General features: G+C 50.8%; 17 protein-coding genes. 8 read left to right on the forward strand and 9 right to left on the reverse strand.

Translation table 11 applies throughout. The features are described from left to right. Positions 1-38 precede the first annotated feature (38 nt). Entirely contained in the window at positions 39-1,229 is a 1,191-nt protein-coding gene (locus Q7P67_RS07120) for an efflux RND transporter periplasmic adaptor subunit (protein WP_303851268.1), read from the forward strand. Between the two features lie 9 nt (positions 1,230-1,238). Further along, on the forward strand, positions 1,239-5,597 hold the full coding sequence (locus Q7P67_RS07125) for an efflux RND transporter permease subunit (protein WP_303851269.1): 4,359 nt from the start codon (positions 1,239-1,241) through the stop codon (positions 5,595-5,597). A gap of 1 nt (position 5,598) precedes the next feature. Here Q7P67_RS07125 and Q7P67_RS07130 read toward each other — a convergent pair whose 3' ends face one another. The 7 genes from Q7P67_RS07130 to Q7P67_RS07160 all read right to left on the reverse strand — a co-directional run bounded on the left by Q7P67_RS07130 (position 5,599) and on the right by Q7P67_RS07160 (position 13,153). After that, a complete protein-coding gene (locus Q7P67_RS07130; RefSeq protein WP_303851270.1) occupies positions 5,599-6,447 on the reverse strand; it encodes an AraC family transcriptional regulator in 849 nt (282 codons plus the stop codon). A gap of 2 nt (positions 6,448-6,449) precedes the next feature. Continuing rightward, complete coding sequence (locus Q7P67_RS07135) at positions 6,450-7,346, reverse strand: alpha/beta hydrolase (protein ID WP_303851271.1); 897 nt, start codon at positions 7,344-7,346, stop codon at positions 6,450-6,452. Between the two features lie 54 nt (positions 7,347-7,400). Further along, entirely contained in the window at positions 7,401-9,449 is a 2,049-nt protein-coding gene (locus Q7P67_RS07140) for a TonB-dependent receptor domain-containing protein (RefSeq protein WP_303851272.1), read from the reverse strand. A 133-nt stretch (positions 9,450-9,582) separates the two neighbouring features. After that, complete coding sequence (locus Q7P67_RS07145; RefSeq protein ID WP_303851273.1) at positions 9,583-10,497, reverse strand: siderophore ABC transporter substrate-binding protein; 915 nt, start codon at positions 10,495-10,497, stop codon at positions 9,583-9,585. Positions 10,498-10,510: 13 nt separating this feature from the next. Then, a complete protein-coding gene (locus Q7P67_RS07150; protein ID WP_303851274.1) occupies positions 10,511-11,269 on the reverse strand; it encodes an ABC transporter ATP-binding protein in 759 nt (252 codons plus the stop codon). After that, complete coding sequence (locus Q7P67_RS07155; protein WP_303851275.1) at positions 11,266-12,210, reverse strand: iron chelate uptake ABC transporter family permease subunit; 945 nt, start codon at positions 12,208-12,210, stop codon at positions 11,266-11,268. The genes Q7P67_RS07150 and Q7P67_RS07155 overlap by 4 nt, the downstream gene beginning before the upstream one ends. Further along, positions 12,200-13,153, reverse strand: coding sequence for an ABC transporter permease (locus Q7P67_RS07160; protein ID WP_303851276.1), 954 nt, complete (start codon positions 13,151-13,153; stop codon positions 12,200-12,202). Before Q7P67_RS07160 ends, Q7P67_RS07155 begins: the two co-directional genes overlap by 11 nt. Positions 13,154-13,309: 156 nt before the next feature. Here Q7P67_RS07160 and exbB (Q7P67_RS07165) point away from each other — a divergent pair, with 156 nt between their 5' ends. The 6 genes from exbB (Q7P67_RS07165) (at position 13,310) to Q7P67_RS07190 (ending at position 16,477) form a co-directional block, all read left to right on the forward strand. Further along, entirely contained in the window at positions 13,310-13,744 is a 435-nt protein-coding gene (exbB, locus tag Q7P67_RS07165; protein ID WP_303851277.1) for a TonB-system energizer ExbB, read from the forward strand. Next, the gene (locus Q7P67_RS07170; RefSeq protein ID WP_303851278.1) at positions 13,725-14,099 is read left to right on the forward strand and encodes a biopolymer transporter ExbD; all 375 of its coding nucleotides are present in this window, start codon (positions 13,725-13,727) and stop codon (positions 14,097-14,099) included. Before exbB (Q7P67_RS07165) ends, Q7P67_RS07170 begins: the two co-directional genes overlap by 20 nt. 3 nt (positions 14,100-14,102) lie before the next feature. Beyond that, entirely contained in the window at positions 14,103-14,834 is a 732-nt protein-coding gene (locus Q7P67_RS07175) for an energy transducer TonB (protein WP_303851279.1), read from the forward strand. Between the two features lie 110 nt (positions 14,835-14,944). Next, positions 14,945-15,370 (forward strand): TonB-system energizer ExbB, encoded by a 426-nt coding sequence (exbB, locus tag Q7P67_RS07180; RefSeq protein ID WP_303851280.1) that lies wholly within the window; start codon positions 14,945-14,947, stop codon positions 15,368-15,370. Continuing rightward, the gene (locus Q7P67_RS07185) at positions 15,360-15,731 is read left to right on the forward strand and encodes a biopolymer transporter ExbD (protein WP_303851281.1); all 372 of its coding nucleotides are present in this window, start codon (positions 15,360-15,362) and stop codon (positions 15,729-15,731) included. Before exbB (Q7P67_RS07180) ends, Q7P67_RS07185 begins: the two co-directional genes overlap by 11 nt. 2 nt (positions 15,732-15,733) lie before the next feature. Further along, a complete protein-coding gene (locus Q7P67_RS07190) occupies positions 15,734-16,477 on the forward strand; it encodes an energy transducer TonB (protein WP_303851282.1) in 744 nt (247 codons plus the stop codon). On the opposite strand, the gene Q7P67_RS07195 is transcribed toward Q7P67_RS07190, so the two are convergent. Then, on the reverse strand, positions 16,478-18,469 hold the full coding sequence (locus Q7P67_RS07195) for a TonB-dependent receptor (RefSeq protein ID WP_303851283.1): 1,992 nt from the start codon (positions 18,467-18,469) through the stop codon (positions 16,478-16,480). A 116-nt stretch (positions 18,470-18,585) separates the two neighbouring features. Continuing rightward, positions 18,586-20,475, reverse strand: coding sequence for a 5'-nucleotidase C-terminal domain-containing protein (locus Q7P67_RS07200; RefSeq protein ID WP_303851284.1), 1,890 nt, complete (start codon positions 20,473-20,475; stop codon positions 18,586-18,588). Between the last annotated feature and the right edge of the window lie 109 nt (positions 20,476-20,584).

Consider the following 20,584-nt stretch of genomic DNA (forward strand, 5'->3'; position numbering starts at 1 on the left):
ATAGTAGCGATTATCACGGAGCCTGGCTGGAGCGGAACATGAAATTTTTCAGAAATATTTTACTTATTTTGTCAATACTTTCTCTGGCTGCCTGCGGCGGCGAAAAGAAACAGGAGACCCGCAAACCGCTGTCTGTAAGAGTTTCACCAGTAAAGCAAGTTGACGATACATACAAAATTAGCGCATCCGGTGTGATAACCTCACAGGATAACCCTTCAAAGGTATCGTTCATGGTGAGCGGACGGGTGATTAAGGCTATTCCCAGAGAGGGTGACTACGTTCGGGCTGGGCAGGTTCTGGCGGAGCTTGAGGCGGCAGATTACAAAAGCAGTCTGGACAAGGCGAACGCCGCCGCCGACATGGCACAGGCGGCATATATGAAAGCAAAATCCCCGGCACGCGCCGAGCAGCTTGCACAGGCGAAGATAGCATATGACAGAGCTGCTGACGAGTACAGCCGGATGAAAATGCTTTATGACAACAAGAGCCTAGCACCCAACGACTTTGAAAAGTTTCAGGCGGCATATGAATCGGCAAAGCAGCAGTATGATATGGCGAAAACAGGCGCACAGCCTGAGGACAAGGCACAGGCGAAAGCCGGATATGAACAGGCTATGGCATATGTCAGCATCGCACGGAAGGCGCTGAACGACACTGTGCTTAAAGCCCCTGTAAGCGGGTTTGTGACAAAGCGCCTCTGCGAAGCGGGGGAAACCATACAGGCGGGCTATCCCGTGTTTGAGATATCGCCTCTGGATCCTGTTGAAGTGAACGCAGGTATAGCTGAAACGGATATCCGTTTTGCATCCGTTGGTCAGGCGGCTCAGGTTTCAGTTCCTGCACTTGCCGATAAAAAATTCAGCGGAACAGTCCGCGTGATAAACGTTTCCGCGGATCCCGCCACCAGAACCTATATGACGAGAATCACAGTGCCCAACCCCGACAAAATACTGCGTCTGGGGATGGTGGCTGAGATCACGATAGATACGAAACAGCCGTTCAAAGCAATGACGGTGCCTCTTAACGCTGTCCTGCGCGACCCGCAGGGCGCAGCCATTGTCTACGTCTATTATCCTGACAAAAAGAAGGCGTATTCAAAGCAGGTGGAAACAGGCTCGGTATACGGACAGGAGGCTGTCATAAAATCAGGTCTTAAAGGTAACGAGCTTATTGTAATCGCCGGACAAAACAAACTTGCCGACGGGCTGGATGTCAGCCCTGTTAAATAGAGGTTTGTCATGAACCTCGTAAAATCATCGCTGAAATACCCATCAGTCGCGCTTTTCATGGCGTTTCTGCTGCTCTGCACCGGATTGTATGCGTTCTTTACCATGCCAAAGACCGAAGACCCGTCCATCACTATCCGCACCGGACTTGTAATAGCGTCATACCCCGGCGCAACCACCGAAGAGGTTGAAAAGCAGGTTACGAAGGTGCTTGAAAAGCACATCTTCAAATATCAGGAGGTCTACAAGGCTAAGACCTATTCCACCAGCCGCCCCGGCATTGTCATAATCAACGTGGAACTGGAGGACAGCGTTAAAAACGCAGACCTGTTCTGGGCGGAACTCCGCCACGAGATGAACGAAGCCGCTTTCACGGAGCTTCCGCGCGGGGTGCGCGGGGTTATGGTGGTGTCGGATTTCGGCGACACTGTGGCGATGCTCATTGCAGTCCACGGCGAAAACTACACATACGCACAGCTTAAAGACTATGCCGACAGGATTCAGGACGAGATGCGCACAGTGCGGGAAGTGGGCAAGCTGGCGCTTTACGGCGACAAAGAGGAACAGATACGCATCACTGGCGACCTGAAACGGATGGCGCAATTCTCAGTTACGCCCTCCGCCATGATTCAAACGGTGCAGGCGCACAACGTAACAGGCGCGGCAGGCACTCTGGACACTGACACAACATCCGTACCCGTTAAGACAAACGGCGAATACGCATCCCTTGACGACATACGCAATACGCTGATAAACGTGTCCCCGACAGGTCAGCCTCTTTATGTCAGAGACATAGCCGACGTTACGAGAACCTACGAAGATTCTGATTTTAAGGTGCGCTACGACGGGAAGCCCTGTGTGATAATCTCCGTTGAGATGCAGAAGGGCAACAACATCGTGAAGCTGGGCGAAAGCCTTTCGGGTGTGTTCGACAGGCTGAACAGAATCCTCCCCCCAGACATAAAGCTGGATCTCATAGCCGACCAGCCGCAGGTGGTTTCCGACAGGATGGAGTCCCTCACTCACGAATTTCTTCTGGCGATAGCCTCAGTAATAATCGTAACAATAATACTTCTCCCAATCAGAGTCGCCCTTATAGCGGCTCTTGCCATACCTGTAACACTGCTGACAACAATTGCGATGATGAACTTCTTCGACATAGCGCTCCATCAGGTGTCCATCGCGTCCCTTATCCTTGTGCTGGGCATAGTGGTTGACGACGCCATAGTGATAGCCGACAACTACGTCGATCTGCTAGACAGAAAGGTGACGGGGGAAGAGGTGGGCTGGCGCGCTGTCGGCGAGGTGCTGATTCCCGTTCTGACAGCCACCGTAACCATCATCTGCGCGTTCCTGCCGATGCTGATTCTGACAGGTTCCGTGGGCGAGTTCATACAGGCGTTGCCGCTCACCGTAACCATAGCTCTCACAACGTCTTTCATCGTGGCGACCATGCTCACCCCAATAATCTGCCGTTTCTTCATCAAAAAGGGACTGCACTCTGAAACCAAAGAGAAAAAATTCAGCCTTCTGGACTCCTTACAGTCCATGTACGGTCAGAACATGCGCTTTTTCATGCGCTATAAATCATTAGCCATAACCATCGGCATAGTCTCATTTGCCTGCGGGCTTTACCTCTACATGCACATCCCGCAGGAGTTCTTCCCGTCCGCGGAACGCAATCAGTTCACCATAGACGTGTGGATGCCGCAGGGCACCAAAACCGACAGCACCGACGAAGCCGTTGCCAGCATCGAAAATATCCTTAAAGACACGTCGGGCGTTAAGCATTACGCTTCGTTCATAGGGCAGAGCGCGCCGCGTTTCTACTATAACGTAAACCCCCAGCAGCCGGACACAGCTTATGCTCAGATAATCGTAAACACCGAATCGGTGGAAGCCACAAAGAAACTGGTTGGCAGTCTGAGCGGCGAGCTTGACAGGGAGATACCCGAAGCGCTCGTGCTGGTGAAGGAACTGCAGCAGGGACAGCAGATGGAGGCACCTATAGAGGTGCGTATCTCAGGCTATGACCTGCCGACACTCAAGAAAACCGCAGAGGACGTTTCTGAAATAATGCGCAAAGTTCCATACAGCAGAGACATATACACCAACTATTTCAACGATTCAGGTATGGCTGACGTGCAGGTGAACAACGAGCTTGCAAACCGCCTCGGTGTTACGAACTACGGCGTATCCGGTACTCTGGATGCCGCTCTGGACGGGCAGATAATCAGCATCTACCACGAGGGCGACAGAACCATCCCCATAATATTCAGGCTGCCGGAGGACAAACGCAAATCCTTCGGCGATATCAGCGATTCATACGTTGCGTCCTCCGTTACGGGCAAAGGGATAGCCGTTAAGGCGTTTGCCGACATCAGACCCGAATGGCAGACAAGCCGTCTTGTGCGGCGCAACGGCGTGCGCACCATAACAATCAACGCGTTCATCAGGAAGGGGCACTATGCCTCGGAGATGCTGAACGAAATCCGACCTGAAATAGAGCGGCTCAACCTGCCGGAAGGCTATAAAATAAGCTACGGCGGCGAAAACTCCAATCAGGAGGAGACCATGCCGCAGATGATAAAGGCGCTGGGCATAAGCCTTCTTGCAATATTCATCGTAATGCTGGTGCAGTTCCGCAATTTCAGCGAACCGCTTATAGTAATGTCGTCGATACCTCTCTCCATCCTTGGTGCAATGGCGGGGCTTTTCATAACGGGCAACCCGTTCGGCTTCACCGCCTTTATGGGTGTGATAAGCCTGAGCGGCATAGTGGTCAGAAACTCCATCATACTGGTGGACTACATAAAAGACCGGATTGCGGAGGGGCACCCCATCGAGCTTGCAGCTATGGAGGCGGGACAGCGCAGACTGCGCCCCATCTTCCTTACGACGATGGCGGCAGCGGTTGGAGTTATTCCCATGATACTCTCCGGATCGACCCTGTGGAGTCCCCTTGCAAGCGTTATGGCTGTGGGGCTGATATTCTCCATGTTCTTCACACTGCTTGTGGTGCCCGTGCTTTATGTCATTGTTATGACTAAGAAATCAAAAAATATCACGGCTGCCGTAATCGCCCTCTTCCTGCTGGCACCCGCCGCACACGCGGAAACTATAAATATGACACTGGAACAGGCGCTGGCAGCGGCAATGGAAAACAGCCGCGTGATAAAGATAGCCAAGGCTCGAATAGATGAGGCGGAGGGCAAGTTGACAGGCGCGCAGGCGGATTACTTTCCGCAGGTGAGGATATCCGGTTCGTACACAGACACGCTTCAGGACAATCTGGCGGTCATTCCAGCAGGCGACCTTGGTTCCGTGGCTGGTTTCTCACTTCCAGCATCTGACTATGACATAGACTCATCCGGCGGCACTGCAATGGCATATGGCATAATCGCACAGCCGCTCACCCAGCTTCTCAGGATAAAAGAGAACGTCGGCGCAGCGAACGCAGACAAAAAAATATCAGAAGCCGATATGAAAAAAGCCCGCAGCGAGATAGCTTATGCGGTGAAAAACCTCTATTACGGACTTCTTATAGCAGACGCACAGAAATCTGCGGCACAGGCAGGACAGAACGCCGCACAGCTCGCCCTGAAAGAGGCGCAGGATGGAGTGAATTCCGGCAGTGTCCTCGATGTTGCGGTCATTGAGGCACGGGCGGCGCTTCTGCAAAGCAGACAAAACCTGATGGCGGCGCAGAACAGTTATGAAAACTATAACGCAGACCTCAACACCCTGACAGGACAGCCAGCGGGCACCTTTATTGTTCCATCGGAAGTAACTCAGGAGTTCGCAGAGACAGCCAGCCGTAGGGAATACATGGACATGGCTGCGGCTTCCAACCCCGACGTGCTGGCGGCGAAAGAGACTCTGGCAAAAGCGCGCCACGGGCAGAAAGCCGCGGTTTACGAATACATACCCGACGTTACCCTGTTTGCGGCGGACATATATACAGACGGCGTTTCATACCTTAACGACAACATAACCGTGGTCGGGGTGAAAATGGACTGGAATATTCTTGACTGGGGTAAAAAGCGCGGGAACAAAATATCACGCGATTCTCAGGCGGCTCAGGCATCCCAGAATCTTCTGAGGGTGCGGGAACAGACGAAAGCTGACATCATAAAGGCATATAACAGGATACGGCAGACTGAGCAGATGACGGAAGTTGCGGGGGAAGCGTTGAAACTAAGCGAGGAGCAACTCAGGATAAACGCGGACAGATACGCCGCTGGAGTTATAAGCGAGGCGGCATACGCTAAGGCGCAGGCGTATGTTGAAAAGGCGCGGGCGGAAAGCATCGGTGCAGAGCTTAACTATCTGCTTGCAATAGACAATATCGACAAGCTCACTGCAAAATAACTCAGCCAGTGGTGCGCAGCAGCGAACATCCGCCGTCGTTTCTGAAACGCTCCCTTATGGCGCTTGGCGACGCTCCGAAGCGTTTTCTGAACATCCGGCTGAAATACAGCGGGTCGGTATATCCGGCACTGCCTGCTATCTCGCTTACGTTCGCATCGCTGGTGATAAGCATATCACGCGCCCTGTTCAGCCTGTATGTGTTCAGATAGTCACCCGGTCCCACTCCTGCAAATTTACTGAATATATAGAAAAGTCTGTTCTCATTGACACCGAACTGTTCAGCAAGCTCGCGCACTGACAGCGGGTCGGTGTAATGCTCGTGTATATACTGGGAAACACTGCCGAAAAGCTCCTTTGCGTCACAGTTCTGCCGTCCTCCGGCACAGACGAACATTTCCTCCAGCACACACCGGAAAAGCATCTCCGACCGGAACACCGACAATGTATCGGGATGGGTATACGCCCGCCACAGCCTCCAGAGTAGCTCCGTCAGCCGCGGGCTGTTGCCCGTTGAAATCTCAAAGTGCATGTCACCCATACGCATATTCTCAGGTTCAGACGTAACAGCTTCATAAAAAACGATTATATATTCCCACCTGCTTTTCCCCAGCACCAGCTTGTCAAGGGTCATGTTCGCCCCGCCGTGAACCACCGTACCTGGTGAGATTATGTACGGCGTGCCGTTAAAGGTGAACCGCGCCTTGCCAGCCAGCGGAAAAACGAACACCGGAAACGGTGCGCTCATCTGTGTGTGGGAACATCCCGCCCCTTTGGTGTGGTGATGCACACCCATAACCTTATACGAAACGGTTGAAAAATAGTTTATCAGGTTGCTCTGCTCAACGTGCATTGTCAGTCACCTTTTAAAAAAAGCGCCGCTTCCAGCGAAACGGAGAAAAGCGGACCGTGTGAAAGATATCCGTATTCGCTGTACTGCGTTTTCATTCCTGCCGCCGAAAGCGCCCTTGTCACTTTCAGTGCGGCATCCTCCGGCGCATATGAATAAAGCCGCTTTCTGAGCGCCACCCTTTCGCTGTCGCCCTGCGCAGGGGTATACCCATCCGCAGCGGCTCCTTTCAGCATCAGCAAAGTACCGTTAAGCCCTGTCAGTCCGGTTATTCTGTCATAAAAGGCTCCCCTCTCCCACCAGAGTGAAGGATCGGCGGAAACGTATCTGCTGAAAAGCTGCGGACGCGCAGACAGAGCAGAAAGAACGAACAGTCCTCCGTAGGAATGACCGAAAAGTACCCTTCTGTCCCTGTCAATGTGCGCCCTTTTCTCCGACAGGGGGAAAACCGTTCTCTCTATAAAATCGATGAATTGTTCCGCGCCGCCGCCTGTGCGGGCGGGGTCAAGCTCATCCTGAACAGGCCTGCCGTCCGCAGACGGTGTGAAATCAAAAGTTCTCGACGGCATATGGAAAAGCACGTCCTCGTCATACCCTATCGCCACTATCACGGGCGGGTCGTTTTCAGACAGCTTTTTAAGCTGCCCGTCTGTGATATGGTGAATCACAGCGTTCCCGTCAACAGCGTATACCGCGCGGTATCCCTTTTCGGAAGCCGCCGCCTTCGGCACTCCGGTTATTATCCTGTATCTTCTCCCGCCGTCCGCGGAAACAGCTTTGTCGTAATAAAACGTGTAATACTGGGAATCCCGTCCGTCTGTGTATTTCGCTTTCTCAAACATCGGTTCCGCCCAAACGGTACATGCCGCCAGAAGAACATACAGAAAAACAACGTATCTCATTAATACTCCTGAAAAAAACTGCCGCGTTCCTGCGCGGCAGTCTCACATTTATCATCAGAATCTGAGTGTCATATCCGCCGCAACGCGCAGACCTTCGTCAACCATCCAGTTGCCGTCCAGCCCGCCCGTACGGGTGCGGTCGTCCACTGCCACCTTTTTGTCGGTGATGTTGAGCACCGCCAGTTTGAAAGCAACGTATTTGTTAACGTCGTAAACACCGCCTATATCATAGGTAGCAGCGCCCGGACGGGTTCTTGAGTTCATCGCGCCGTTGCGGAACGCTGACCAGTACTGCTTGCTCACAACGTTTGCCCTTGTGTAGAGCGAAAGTGATTTAACCGGTTTCCAGTCGAGCTGTGCATTGAACATGTGCTCCGGCGTTTTGTCCAGCGGTTTTCCGTCCAGAGAACTGCCGTCGTATGCGGGTTCGCCGCCTTTACGCTCGGAATCGGTATAAGTGTAGTTAGCACCGAATTTCAACTTTTTTGTGAGCGGCATATTGAATGTGACCTCAACGCCTCTCATGTTCACTTCGTCTATGTTGTCATAAACGTAGATATATCTGCTGGGCACCAGCGGGTCAACCACGCCTGTGCTGAAGCTGGAGACCTTGTCTTTAAGGTCGTTGTTGTACACTGTGAAACCAAAGTTCATTCCGGTTGGCGCATCGTATCTGATACCCACTTCCTCTGTGACGCTTGTTTCGGGGTCAAGGTCGGAATTGCCGCAAAGGGTTCCCGCCTGCTGTGTTCCGCCTCCTGTGGTCATACAATATCCTTCGGTGGTCTGGCGCACTGTGGGAGCCTTAAAGCCCATTGCAACGCCGCCTCTCAGCGTCCATCTGTCGGTGAGTTTATATACAGTGTACACTCTGGGTGTCCAGTTGGAGCCGTATCTCTCGTCGTCGTCCATACGCACGCCTGCTGTGATAGCAAGTTTATCCGTAAGGAAATATTCGTCCTCAAGATACAGCGCATATGAATCTATGGATACGTCGTCGGTGTTCGTCGGATATCCTGAAATTGAATCCTGCTTGCCTATGCCCTCAATCTCCGCTTTCATAAGCTGCCCGCCTGTGCGCAGGGTGTGCTTTGTAAAGTTATATGACAGTCCCGCGTCCAGTGTTGAGTTGGTGAGTTCCGGAACAACGGCGCTCTTCGTGCCGTCTGTCCAGTTTTCAAGCTCCGCTATCTCCTGAGACAGCACGAGGCTTGTTGTCGCGCTGCCGTATTTACCGTCGTGGCTCACAGACCAGTGTTTTCTGGTGTGTTCAGACTTTGTGGATGCCGCCGTGTCCGCAAGGGATTTTCCGGCTGTGCGTTCATATGTCAGCGTGTCGTATCCGCCCTCAACGTTTATCTCGTTGCGGCTGTCGGGTGTTATGGTGAACTTCGCAGTGATATTTTCGTCCTCTTTCCCGTTGCTGCCGCTTGTGGCGGAACCGGGATAGTAAACGTCGTCCTCATTGCGGTCGTTCATCTCGCCGTAAAGCTGGAATCCCACCTTGTCTTTAACTATGGGACCTCCTATCCAGAACTGTCTGTTGAACGTAGTTCCGATGTCGCCGTCCTTTGGCTGTACAGTGCCGAGGGTGAGCGATCCACTCCATTTTTCAGGCACCTTTTTGGTGATGATGTTGATAACACCACCCATCGCCTCTGAACCGTATACAGCGGACATGGGACCTCTGACAACCTCTATGCGCTCAATGGCTTCCAGCGGCGGAATCATGTTCGACTGAACGCCGCCTGTGCCTCTGTTCATCGTTTCTCTGGTGTTCTGACGTTTGCCGTCAACCAGAATCAGCGTATATTCGCCCGGCATACCCCTTATAACGATATCGGTATCGTTGGGCGAGGAACCTGTGATGCTCACGCCCTCCACGTTTTTAAGCAGGTCTGTCACAGAGGATGCGGGAACTTTCGCGATATCCTCTTTCGTTATCACGCTGATGCTTGCCGGAGCATCAGCAATATACTGCTCGTAGCCTGTAGCCGTCACAACGACGGGCTTAACCTCCACAGCGTCCTCTGCGTGCGCCGCAAAAGTACCGAGCGCCATAGACACGGCGAAAATAAAACTCCCGCGTCTGAATAAATTCATTGGCTTCATCTTTCCTCCAAAACAATTCGGTATTGATAATCAGTATCAACTTGCGGCGAAGTATAGCAAAATGTTTTAAACAATGGAATGGAACTTTCCTTAAATTTACATGGATTATTCCTGAAATTTTGTATCAGGCGGAAGTTTTGCTCACTATGCTGCGGATGTCTTTCAGCATAAACATCATGGACTTTGCCCCGCCGTTGGCGAGATACCAGTAGTCAGCGGGAAGATAGGCTATCCTGCCGTTCCGGTAAGCGTTCGTGGTGCGGATGAGTTTATTTTCAACGTCTTTTTTCACTGCGGATTTCCCTGTTACAACGGAATCCCTGTCCACCACGAACAGAAAATCAGGGTTGAGCTTCGCGATGTATTCGCTGTTCACGCTTTTGCCGTGGGTGGAGACCAGAATATTGCCGTCCGCCTGTTTAAGTCCAAGCACGTCGTGCACTATGCCGAATCTGGAACCCTTGCCGTATGCGCTGAACTTGCCCGCGTTATAAAGTGTGATCAGCCCTCTGCCCTGCTCTTTCGATATGATGGAGCGCAGTCTGTCCGCCTCTGTTTCGAATTTTTCAACTATCTGCTTCGCCTGTGCATCTTTTCCCCATATCCTGCCGAGGAGCATCGTGTTTGTTTTAAATGAACCGACGTAGTTGTTGTTGTCGATGTTTATATTCACCGTGGGCGCTATGCGCGACAGTTTTTCGTGCATCCGCTGCTGTCTGGCGCTTATGATGATGAGGTCCGGGGACATTCTGTATATCTTCTCTATATCAAAATCCATCACACCGCCCACGTCCGCATATTTCTTATCTTTGAACTCGCCCAGATACGCGGGCAGATTGCCCTTTGGCACAGCAGCAACAACGGAGGCAAGCCCAAGCTCCTGCATGGTGTCCAGAGAGCTGTAGTCCATGACGACAACTTTTTTAGGGCTTACCGGAACCTGATTAGCCACCTTACCTTTAAAAAGCAGCGTGTAGTCCGCCGCAAAAACGGCCTGTGCAGCCAGCAGTAGAACTGCGGCAAAAAACAGCTTTTTCATATCTTTACCTCGTCTATGTATAATACAGGCAGATCCTGCTGCCGTTCATCTCCCGCACGTCAAATTCCATCCCGAAGATGTCTTTGAGTATTCCGCTCTCGATCATCTGCTCCACCTTGCCGAATCCGGCGAGTTTGCCGTCTTTCAGCGCCGCAATATAATCCGAATAACAGGAGGCGAAGTTTATATCATGGATAACCAGTACAACGGTTTTCCCAAGTTCGTCCGTCAGCCTGCGCAGGGTCTTCATTATCTGCACCGAGTGTTTCATATCCAGATTGTTCAGCGGCTCGTCCAGCAGAATACAGTCCGTATCCTGCGCAATTATCATTGCGATGAAAGCCCTCTGCCTCTGTCCGCCGCTGAGTGTGTCGATGTACTTATTCTCCGATTCCGTCAGATCCATATAGCCTATGGCGCGTGAAACGATATCCTCATCCTCCTGCGTAAGCCGTCCGCCGCTGTATGGAAACCTGCCGAAAGAGACAAGCTCCCGCACCGTGAGTCTTATGTTGATATGGCTGGACTGTTTCAGTATGGATACCCGCTTTGCAAGCTCACTGTCCTCAATGTCCGTTATTGGCATTCCGTCGAGGTATACCTTGCCGTCTGACTGTTTAATAAGCCGGCTCATTATTGACAAAAGAGTGCTTTTGCCTGCGCCGTTGCTGCCTATGAAAGAGGTTATCTTTCCTTTTGGAATATCGACGCTGACCCCTTCAACAACCGCCTTTTCGTCATAGAATTTAGATATATTCTCCGTTCTCATCATCGTTTGCTCTCCCTTGTGAGAAGATAGATAAAGTAGATACCTCCGGTGAAATTGATTATCACCGATATGGTTATATTAAAGTAGAACACGCGCTCAAGGATGAACTGCCCGCCCGCTATGGCAATGATTGAAAATAGGGAGGCGCACGCTATAACATACCCGTGCTTATAAGTTTTCATGGTTTCATACGCAAGGTTGCTTACAATTATGCCCAGAAAGGTCATCTGCCCAACAAGAGCCGTGGGTATCGCCACCAGCAGGGTTATGATTATCAGAGATTTTTTCACCAGAACGTCATAGGAGATACCGAGGTTGACGGCGTGCTCCCTGCCCAGAAGCATAACATCCAGCTTTCTCAGCATCGGCACGCAAAACAGCGCCACCAACGCGATTATTACAGCAGAAACACCTATGAGGTCGGCGCGGACGTTATTAAAGCTGGCAAACATGGTGTCCTGCACTATCGAGTATTCGTTTGGGTCTATGAGCATCTGCATAAAGACAGTGAGACTGCGGAACAGCGTCCACATGACGACACCCACCAGCATCAGAAAGAATACGTTCCCTTTGCGCACGAAAACCAGCCTGTAGAGAAAAAACGTAAACAGCATCAGACTTGCCGCAGATACGGTGAAGTTGAAGACCTCGTTCACCATCATGAACCCGCCGCCGCCGAATAAGAACAGCGCCACGGTTTGCAGAAAAAGATATACCGCATCGAATCCCATCACCGAAGGCGTGAGGATGCGGTTGAACGTTATCGTCTGGAAAATCACAGAGGAATAAGCCACCGCAACGCCTGTCAGCACCATAGCGGCTACCTTTGCGCCCCGTTCGGGCAGTATGAAAGAGAGGTCGCTTCCCGCATCGTAAAAGATGAACAGGAGCACACAGACAAGTGAAGCCGCAAAAAGCACGGCGAGTTTTACACTATCCCGCATTTACGCGCCTCCCCAGAATGAGATAAAGGAAAATCGCACCGCCGATTATCCCCACCATCACGCTTACGGATATCTCATAGGGCGCCATCAGTGTTCTGCCGAGAATATCGCACACAAGAAGGAACGCCGCACCGGAAAGCGCTGTCAGCGGAAGGGTTTTCCGCAGGTTATCGCCGTACAGGATGCTGATTATGTTCGGCACGATAAGCCCGACAAAGGGTATCATCCCCACCGTGAGCACTATCACCGCCGTCACGCATGAAACTATCACCAGCCCCAGCCGGAACATAGTATTGTAGTTCATGCCGAGATTAACTGCGAAGCTCTTTCCCATGCCCATCAGGGTGAACCTGTCCGCATAGATATAAGCCGCCGCCAGAAGCGGGATGCTGACGTACATTATTTCGTAGCGTCCCTGCATAACAGACGAGAAATCACCGTGGAGCCAGGATGCCATACTGTGCACCACATTGAACTGGAGACCGATAAAGGTGGTCACCGAATCCAGAATGTTGCCGAAAATTATCCCCAAAAGGGGCACGAACACCAGATTTTTAAATTTTATCCGCTCCGCCATGGTCATAAACACCGCCGAAGCAAGAAGAGTCACGCCAAGGGAAACGGAAAGCCGCTGATACGTCCCGCCATCCGGAAAGATGAGCATCGAGAGCATTATTCCAAGCGCCGCCGCATCCATTGTGCCCGCCGTTGTGAGGGAAACGAATCTGTTGTGGGACATCTGCTGCATTATCACCCCGCAGATACTCATGGACGCACCCGCGATTATAACCGCGGCGAGCCGCGGGATACGGCTTGCGACCATTACAAGGGACTGACGGTCTGACATTGTGAAGATATCCGAAACGGAAATTTCCGTGTACCCAATGAAAAGCGACCAGCACCCAAGAAGGATAACCACCGCCAGCAAAACAATAAATTTCATTTGATTAAATCACCGGATATTGATATTCAATTTCAGGCAATAGTTACCGTATTATCTTTTTTTGTCAAGCACTCATTGCATTTTTTATTTTAAGTTGACTCAGAGAAAAATATCTGATATCGAATATCGTTATCGCTTATTTTCGGAGATGAGATCATGAATATGCTCGGACATATGGTGGACTACGGAATCATCGGATTACTTGTTATACTAAGTATTGTCGCAATAGCCATCGCAATCGAAAGATACCGCTTTTATAAGAATACAGACGTAGAGTCGTACCAGACCTCTCAGGAGTTGGAGTCAGCTCTGACAGGGCGTCTGCATATTGTCGCAACCATAGGCAGCAACGCCCCTTATATCGGGCTTCTCGGAACTGTTCTTGGCATCATGCAGACCTTTTATTCCATGGGAACAGGCGGCACAACAAACGTGAACGACATCATGGCGGGTCTTGCGCTGGCGCTGAAAGCCACCGCGGCGGGACTTCTCGTGGCGATACCATCCATCGTGCTCTACAACATGCTCCACAGAAAGGTCAATGTGCTGATGCTTGCAAAAGAGGCTCAGAATGAAAGAAAAAAGTTTTGACACGATAAACGTCGTCCCTTTCATCGACATAATGCTGGTGCTGCTCACAATAGTGCTTGCAACGGCAACCTTCATAGCCAAAGGCTCAATCCCCGTCGAACTGCCGAAAGCGTCCCAGACGGAGAGCGCGAAACAGGGGATAACCATCGACGTTTCAAAAGACGGAAAATATTACTACGACGGCAAAAGCTATTCCATACAGGGGCTTTCTGAAACACTCTCCTCTCTCGATAAGGAAAGCCCCATAGTTCTCAGGGCAGACAGAAACTCTGTTATCCAGAACTTTGTGGACATCATGAATATGCTGAAACTTGCCGGATTTAAAAACGTAAACCTCGAAACAGAGAAGGAATAGGATATGAGAAAAGCAACTGTTCAGTCACTTGCGATTCACGGTCTATTACTCGGCGCACTGTTTTACGCATCAACTATCACAGGACTGGGTCCGAAACCCGAAACGCAGGTCATAGACCTCTCCGCATATTTCAAAGAGCTGGCACCGCCGCCATCCGTTGAACAGCCGCTGGCTCCCGCAACATCTCCCGAACCTGTTCAGCAGCAGAAAGCGGAAGCGCCTGCCCCCGTCCCTCCCAAACCAGTACAGAAACAGGTCACTGCTCAGAAACCTGTTGAAAATAAGATATTTGAATCGGTGAATTCAGCCGCTGTTGCGGAAATTGCCGCTCCGGCTGCGCCAGCACCCATTGCGGCAGAACCTGTGAAATCAGCGCCAGTTGCCGCAGCCGCTCCCGCGGTTCAGTCCGCGCCCCCGTCATCGTCTGCACCCGTTGCGTCGGCAAGACCGGAGTTTGACTATTCAGCTTACCAGTCAACCCTTAACTCACGGCTGGAAAAGAATAAATACTACCCCATGATGGCAAGACGAAGAGGCATGGAAGGAACTGTTAAGATGAAACTGGTGATAGCACCAAACGGCTCTCTGGTGGAATCACAAGTGGTAGCTTCCAGCGGATACGACATTCTCGACGGAGAAGCTCTGAAACTGGTGCGCTCAGTGTTCCCCATTAAGCACAATTCAGATAAACAGATTTCCGTTGTCGTTCCTGTAACATACAAACTTCAGGGCTGATAACTGCTCCCTTGACAAGAGTAATACTTTTATTTAAAATTTAATACTTGAGTCTGCAGCTAAATCGTTATATAAATAACAGCATAACGATTTCTCAGGGGGAGCTGAATATGGAATGGTTATCAAATCTTATCGATTACGGCGTTATCGGTCTTCTTATTGTTCTCTGTTTCGTTGCCGTTATGCTTGCCGTTGAGCGGGCACTCTTTTACAAAAAGACCGATCCCTCCGCATACAAATCCAGAAAAGAACTTGAACTCGCACTGTCAAAAAACCTGCCGTTCATAGGCACAGTAGCCAGCAACGCGCCCTATATCGGGCTTCTGGGGACTGTTCTGGGCATAATGCTCACATTTTACAAGGTCGGAGTGACAGGCAATATAGAGGCGGGAGAGATAATGGTCAGCCTTTCCCTCGCGCTTAAAGCCACGGCTGTGGGACTTGTGGTTGCCATCGTCGCCGTTGTGCTTTTCAACGCCCTCAACGGCAGCGCCAGAAAGATGCTCATAAGATGGGACATCCACAATGAAGGATAATTTCACCGATATAAATGTCATTCCTCTGGTGGATATAATGCTGGTGCTTCTCACTATAGTCCTTGTTACGGCTAACTTCATCGCAAGGGGGGTGATTCCGGTGAACCTGCCGAAAGCTGACGCAGAGAACCCGTCTATAAAAGAATCCATCACGGTTGATATGACAAAGGACGGAGCGCTGTTTCTTAAAGGCGAACCTGTCACCATTGAAGAGCTGAAAGCGGCTCTGGCAGGCGAAGATAAAAATACACCCATATTAATCAGCGCCGACAGGGACGCAACAGTCCAGCCGTTTGTCACAGCGGTGGAAGCCGTTAAGGACAGCGGATTTACAAAAGTAAGCATACAGACAGAACACTGAACATGAACTACTTCAAAGGATTTTTTGTTTCGTTCGTTCTGCACGCGCTGGTGATACTCGCCCTTTTCGCGGGCAGAGCCAATATGAAAGCGGTTGCCGACGAACCTGAAACTATAGACATATCGACGTATACGGTCGCAAAAGCAGAACCTGTTAAAACAGAAACACCCGCTTTGCCGGCACCTAAAAAAGAACCCGTAAAAAGTGCGCCTGTAAAACCCGTTGCCGCACCACCTGTTTCGGCACCGCCTATGGTTGCAAAAGAACCTGTAAAGGCGACAGAACCGAAAGTGGTAAGCGATTTCGGGCAGAAGGAATACGTCCCCGTCAGCGTGCCGGATGCTCAAAAACTGCCCGCATATTCAGGAGAGGGAACAGTGGGTGCCAAAGAGGAACCCGCACAGGGAACAGGCATAAAACAGGCGGGAGCACAGAACACATCAAATACCGACAGCGCAGCCGCCACAGCGGAATATATGCGGATAAATCTTTCAGGGATAAGAAAAAAGATATACGATAAGCTCAGTTATCCCTCATCCGCCAGAAGGATGGGGATGAGAGGAGCCGCCAGCATAAAGTTCAGGATACACGAAAACGGCACGGTGGACAACGCCACAGTGCACAAGTCCAGCGGTTTCGACGTGCTGGACGAGGCGGCAAAACAGGCCGTTCTTGATGCCGCCCCTCTTCCATCACCTTCCGAAACGGTAAACGTTGTCCTGTCGGTGAATTTCGCCCTGAGATAATCAGTATTTAGCCGACAGCGTTGCGGAATAGGTTCTGCCCGCCAGCGGATAATACTGCTTTATCTCATAATTCTCGTCGAAAATGTTATTTGCGCCGACAGACACTGAAAAGTTCTTATTGATATCGTATGTCGCTTTCAGGCTCAAAAGTGTATAACTGCTGAGTTTGTCTATGCCCTCAGCGTCGGCGTATCTTGAATCGATATATTCCACTCTGGGGGTAATGGTCAGATTTTTAACCGGAGCAACAGTAATATAGCCGCTGGTGGTTATTTCGGGATAGTAGTCTATCTCGTTTACCGTGATGTCAGCGCTTTTTCCTATCTCATATTTATTTATCGAGAACGCCGCACCGCCTGAAACGTATCTGTTAAAGAACGCTTCCGCCGCAAGCTCGTATCCGTAGAAGGTCACTTCATCTATGTTCAGCGAGAAATCCACGGTGGTGGTGGGATAGGTGGGATCCGGAATCTCTATGGTCGCTATCTTATCTTTAAGCACGCTGTAATAAACGGCAGTGTTAACGTTGTATTTTCCGAAATCACCTTTGTATCCGAACTCATAATGGTCAGCGACCTCAGGCTGAAGCTGCGGGTTCGGCAGCTCAGTTCCGAAGCGGGTTGAATATCTCTGTGACATATTGGGGAAGTGGTTCTTCCGCGCATATGTAAGGCGCAGTTCGTGATTGTCCGCAACCTCATAAAAGAATCCCAGCTGACCTTTAATGAGCCATTCGCTGTCTGTCTGAACAGTGTATTCATCCATTCCTATAAACTGCGCAAAATCGTTGGATTTGCTCCAGAAATTCTGCGGCTGAAGTGTATCGTAGCCGACGCCGCCGACTACAGTGAGTTTTTTCACAGGAACGTATGTATATTCAGCGCCAAACGAATAGGTGTCCTCTTTGATGGAGATATCTTTGATATCTTTAGTGTATCCGTCATGCTGTTCGCGCTTGAAGGTTGCGGCGAACTCTATTTTATTCTGCGGATTGAAAGTCCATCCGGCGGCTATGCGACCGCCGACTGCATATTCGTCATAGTCCGAAGCGGGTTTATGTACGCCCGCGTTGTATGCGGGAAGATTGTAGTATTCAAGGAGTCTGTTGTCGTATTTGTCATAATGAATAAGGGTTTCCAGCGTAAAACGTCCCGAACGGTATTCGCTCGCCAAAGAAAAACTTTTGCGTTCCCATTCAGGCCAGTCCCAGATGGAAGCACCTGCGATGGTAGTTTCAGGCGGAGAAACGCCCTTGTCCGCATCCTGATAGATGTAGGTTGCCCAGATGTCCAGATTTGAAGACGGGGTAACGCCCGCAACCAGCGTATATTTTGAATCTTTGGAATCGGAGAACAGTCTTTCGCCATCTTTCTGGGGGTTAACGGATGTCGGCTCAAAATCTTCGGAAAGCCTGAAATGGTCAACATCCCTGCGCTGAACCGTTCCCTTGATATAGAATTTTTCCTGTCTTGTGCCGAGGCTTGCGAGATAATAATTTGACGCACGCTTGAATATGCTGTCAAACTCCATGGTAGTATCCAGCCTCGCCTCAAACTCTTTAGCGGGTTTTGCGGTCTTCATCAGTATTGCGCCGCCGAGAGTGTTTGCACCGAGCAGCATGGAGCTGTATCCCTTCTGAATGGTTACGCTCTCAAGGTCGCCCGTAAGGATACGCGCCGCGTCCCCCTCGCCTCTGTACGGGTTGGCGATTATAACGCCGTCAACGAATATCGGCACGCTGTCAGCACCGAAACCTCTGACAGTAAAGGATGAATCGTTGCGCTGTCCGCCGCCGGAAAGTATCACGCCGGGGGTGTAGCGCACCGCCTCCCAAAGGTCATGGGCGTTGTCGCGCTCCATATCCTCCTGAGTTATAACACTGCCCTTGTCCGACTCTTTGCTCTCAACCTTGTTAATCTCAAGCATGTAGGTATCCGCAGCATACGCCGCGAAGGAAAACAGCAATAATGCCGGAATTACAAATCTCTTCATCTCCGCCCCCTGATAAACATTTGAAAACGGGAGACAACAATCTCCCTGTTTCAAATCACTATAAATATGAATCGGAAATCAGCCCTCCCGCCAAAAACAGGAGGGCTGAAGAAATGCTACTGAAGCATATATGATGTCTGGTCGTAGGGAGCAACCCAGTCGAGTGCACCTTTTTTCCATCCGGGAGTCTGAAGCGGAACGCCGCCGATAAGCGCCACGCGCCCGTCAAGATAGGGAGTGACCTTGGCCATCTCATAGATATAGTTGGAAACGGCTTCCCACAGATATTCTGTCTTATCTGTTCTGTTTGTGCCCTGAAGGAATACGAGATAACCCTCGTTTCCGTCAGCAAGATAAGAGGTTGTTGCTATTCTGTATGTAGCAGTAGGGTTGATATCCTGACCGTTGATTTTCAGAGTGCCGTCCTTAATCCATCCGTACTGGTACTGGCTGGAATCGGTTGAAGAGAGAGCTGTCGTGCCGTCCCATGTCGTATCGTCCCACGTTTTGTACTGAATGGTGTAGTTCACAGCATCTGAAACCATGGCAAAAGCACCTGTGTTCTTGCTGCCGCGTCCGGTGTGCACAACTGCCGCAGCCGTACGGAACAGGTCTATGACCTGACTGCCTGTCAGGGTTATGATTGTCAGCGTGTCTTCCAGAGATTCGGATGGTATCATGCGCAGCATTGAGCCTACGGTTATCTTGCCCTGCGCTATGGGACCTTCAATGTAGCCGCCGTTGAGGAATACGAAATCAACGTTCTCGTATTTGTCCGCAACGTACCATGCAGTACCGTCGCAGAACAGATTGCCCAGAGCTGTTTCTTTAAATCGGGTGAGACGGTCGCTTGATCTTCCGGTGGGGAAGAACGCGCTCGCGGGAACGTCCTCTGCGAAGATGTATTCTCCGGCAGCAGTGCCGAGTTCAAAGTCGATATCTGAAAAATCTATGGGGGCTGCCGCTGCTTTCGAAGCAGGGATTGCAGATCCGATAGAGGCGTATGCAGATTCGCCCTGACTGTTGACAGCTTTAACTGAAAAATAGTAAGTCGCGCCGTTCGTAAGCCCTGTCACCATCTGCGTAACAGTGCCGCTCTGCGCGTCAACAGCAACCTCAACAGCATCGCCCGCAGCCTTTGCGTTTCCGGCAGTGGTTGAATATTTCAGCATATAGCTTGAGGCATAAGGAACAGCCGTCCAGCTTACGGATACTGTTTTGCTGCCTGTAACCGCCGAAAAGCCTGTTGACGTTGCAACAGCAGGAACAGCAGTCGCCGCAGCGGGTGTTATGTCCGCCGTGTCATATCCGGAGGCTCCGGCGTTGTTTATCGCCTGAACCCAGACGCGGTATGCAGAACCGTTTGGAGTGTCTTTGATAAGGATTCTTGAGTCGGAGACCACAGCACCGTCAGCATCGGCATCCGGAGTTGCGGATGAGGAACCCTGTTTCCAGTAAACTTTATACTCTGCCGCATATGGCACGTCGTCCCACACCACTTCGAGCATATTTTCATAGCCTGAATCGGAGGATATCACAGGAGAAGCCGGAGCGGGAACCGGTATCCCTGCCATAGCGTCGCTCAGTTCTGCCTGACCTACGCCGGGATAGTATGCCCTGAGCCTGATATAGTAGGTATTGGTATTAACCAGCGGTGTACCGTCGGCAAGGGTTGAAACTGTACAGGAAACGAGATTTCCGGCAATAGTCGGGACTATGTCCGTTTTCTGTGTGTTATCGGCTGATGTGCCTATCCACACTTCATAGGTCGCGTCCACCTCAAGAACGGAAGGAAGTTTTGTCCATGCGATGTCCAGTTTTCCGCTTTTCGGTGTAATAACAAAGTTTTTGGGGCTTGAAAGCGGGATGCTTCCTGTGCCGCCGTCATCGCTGCTGCCTGAGCCGCCGCCGGAGCCGCAGCTGTAAAGCATAACAGAGAGAGCCATGACCGCAAGAAGGGTCCATACGTGTCTGAATAGGGATTTTCCCAGTTGAACTGATTTCATATTCTCACCCGTTATATAAGATTATACATAACGGTTATAGAAAAGATGTCCGGAAAATGCAATAGAAAATTTTGCTTATCTGATAAAACCTTACGCTCCAAATACGATC

Origin of the sequence: Seleniivibrio woodruffii (genome assembly GCF_029267515.1) — a bacterium.
Taxonomy (GTDB): Bacteria; Chrysiogenota; Deferribacteres; order Deferribacterales; family Geovibrionaceae; genus Seleniivibrio; species Seleniivibrio woodruffii_A.

Coding starts and splice junctions, on each gene's coding strand:
- Q7P67_RS07120 (WP_303851268.1), top strand. CDS start 39: ATGAAATTTTTCAGAAATATTTTACTTATTTTGTCAATACTTTCTCTG.
- Q7P67_RS07125 (WP_303851269.1), top strand. CDS start 1,239: ATGAACCTCGTAAAATCATCGCTGAAATACCCATCAGTCGCGCTTTTC.
- Q7P67_RS07130 (WP_303851270.1), bottom strand. CDS start 6,447: ATGCACGTTGAGCAGAGCAACCTGATAAACTATTTTTCAACCGTTTCG.
- Q7P67_RS07135 (WP_303851271.1), bottom strand. CDS start 7,346: ATGAGATACGTTGTTTTTCTGTATGTTCTTCTGGCGGCATGTACCGTT.
- Q7P67_RS07140 (WP_303851272.1), bottom strand. CDS start 9,449: ATGAATTTATTCAGACGCGGGAGTTTTATTTTCGCCGTGTCTATGGCG.
- Q7P67_RS07145 (WP_303851273.1), bottom strand. CDS start 10,497: ATGAAAAAGCTGTTTTTTGCCGCAGTTCTACTGCTGGCTGCACAGGCC.
- Q7P67_RS07150 (WP_303851274.1), bottom strand. CDS start 11,269: ATGATGAGAACGGAGAATATATCTAAATTCTATGACGAAAAGGCGGTT.
- Q7P67_RS07155 (WP_303851275.1), bottom strand. CDS start 12,210: ATGCGGGATAGTGTAAAACTCGCCGTGCTTTTTGCGGCTTCACTTGTC.
- Q7P67_RS07160 (WP_303851276.1), bottom strand. CDS start 13,153: ATGAAATTTATTGTTTTGCTGGCGGTGGTTATCCTTCTTGGGTGCTGG.
- exbB (WP_303851277.1), top strand. CDS start 13,310: ATGAATATGCTCGGACATATGGTGGACTACGGAATCATCGGATTACTT.
- Q7P67_RS07170 (WP_303851278.1), top strand. CDS start 13,725: ATGAAAGAAAAAAGTTTTGACACGATAAACGTCGTCCCTTTCATCGAC.
- Q7P67_RS07175 (WP_303851279.1), top strand. CDS start 14,103: ATGAGAAAAGCAACTGTTCAGTCACTTGCGATTCACGGTCTATTACTC.
- exbB (WP_303851280.1), top strand. CDS start 14,945: ATGGAATGGTTATCAAATCTTATCGATTACGGCGTTATCGGTCTTCTT.
- Q7P67_RS07185 (WP_303851281.1), top strand. CDS start 15,360: ATGAAGGATAATTTCACCGATATAAATGTCATTCCTCTGGTGGATATA.
- Q7P67_RS07190 (WP_303851282.1), top strand. CDS start 15,734: ATGAACTACTTCAAAGGATTTTTTGTTTCGTTCGTTCTGCACGCGCTG.
- Q7P67_RS07195 (WP_303851283.1), bottom strand. CDS start 18,469: ATGAAGAGATTTGTAATTCCGGCATTATTGCTGTTTTCCTTCGCGGCG.
- Q7P67_RS07200 (WP_303851284.1), bottom strand. CDS start 20,475: ATGAAATCAGTTCAACTGGGAAAATCCCTATTCAGACACGTATGGACC.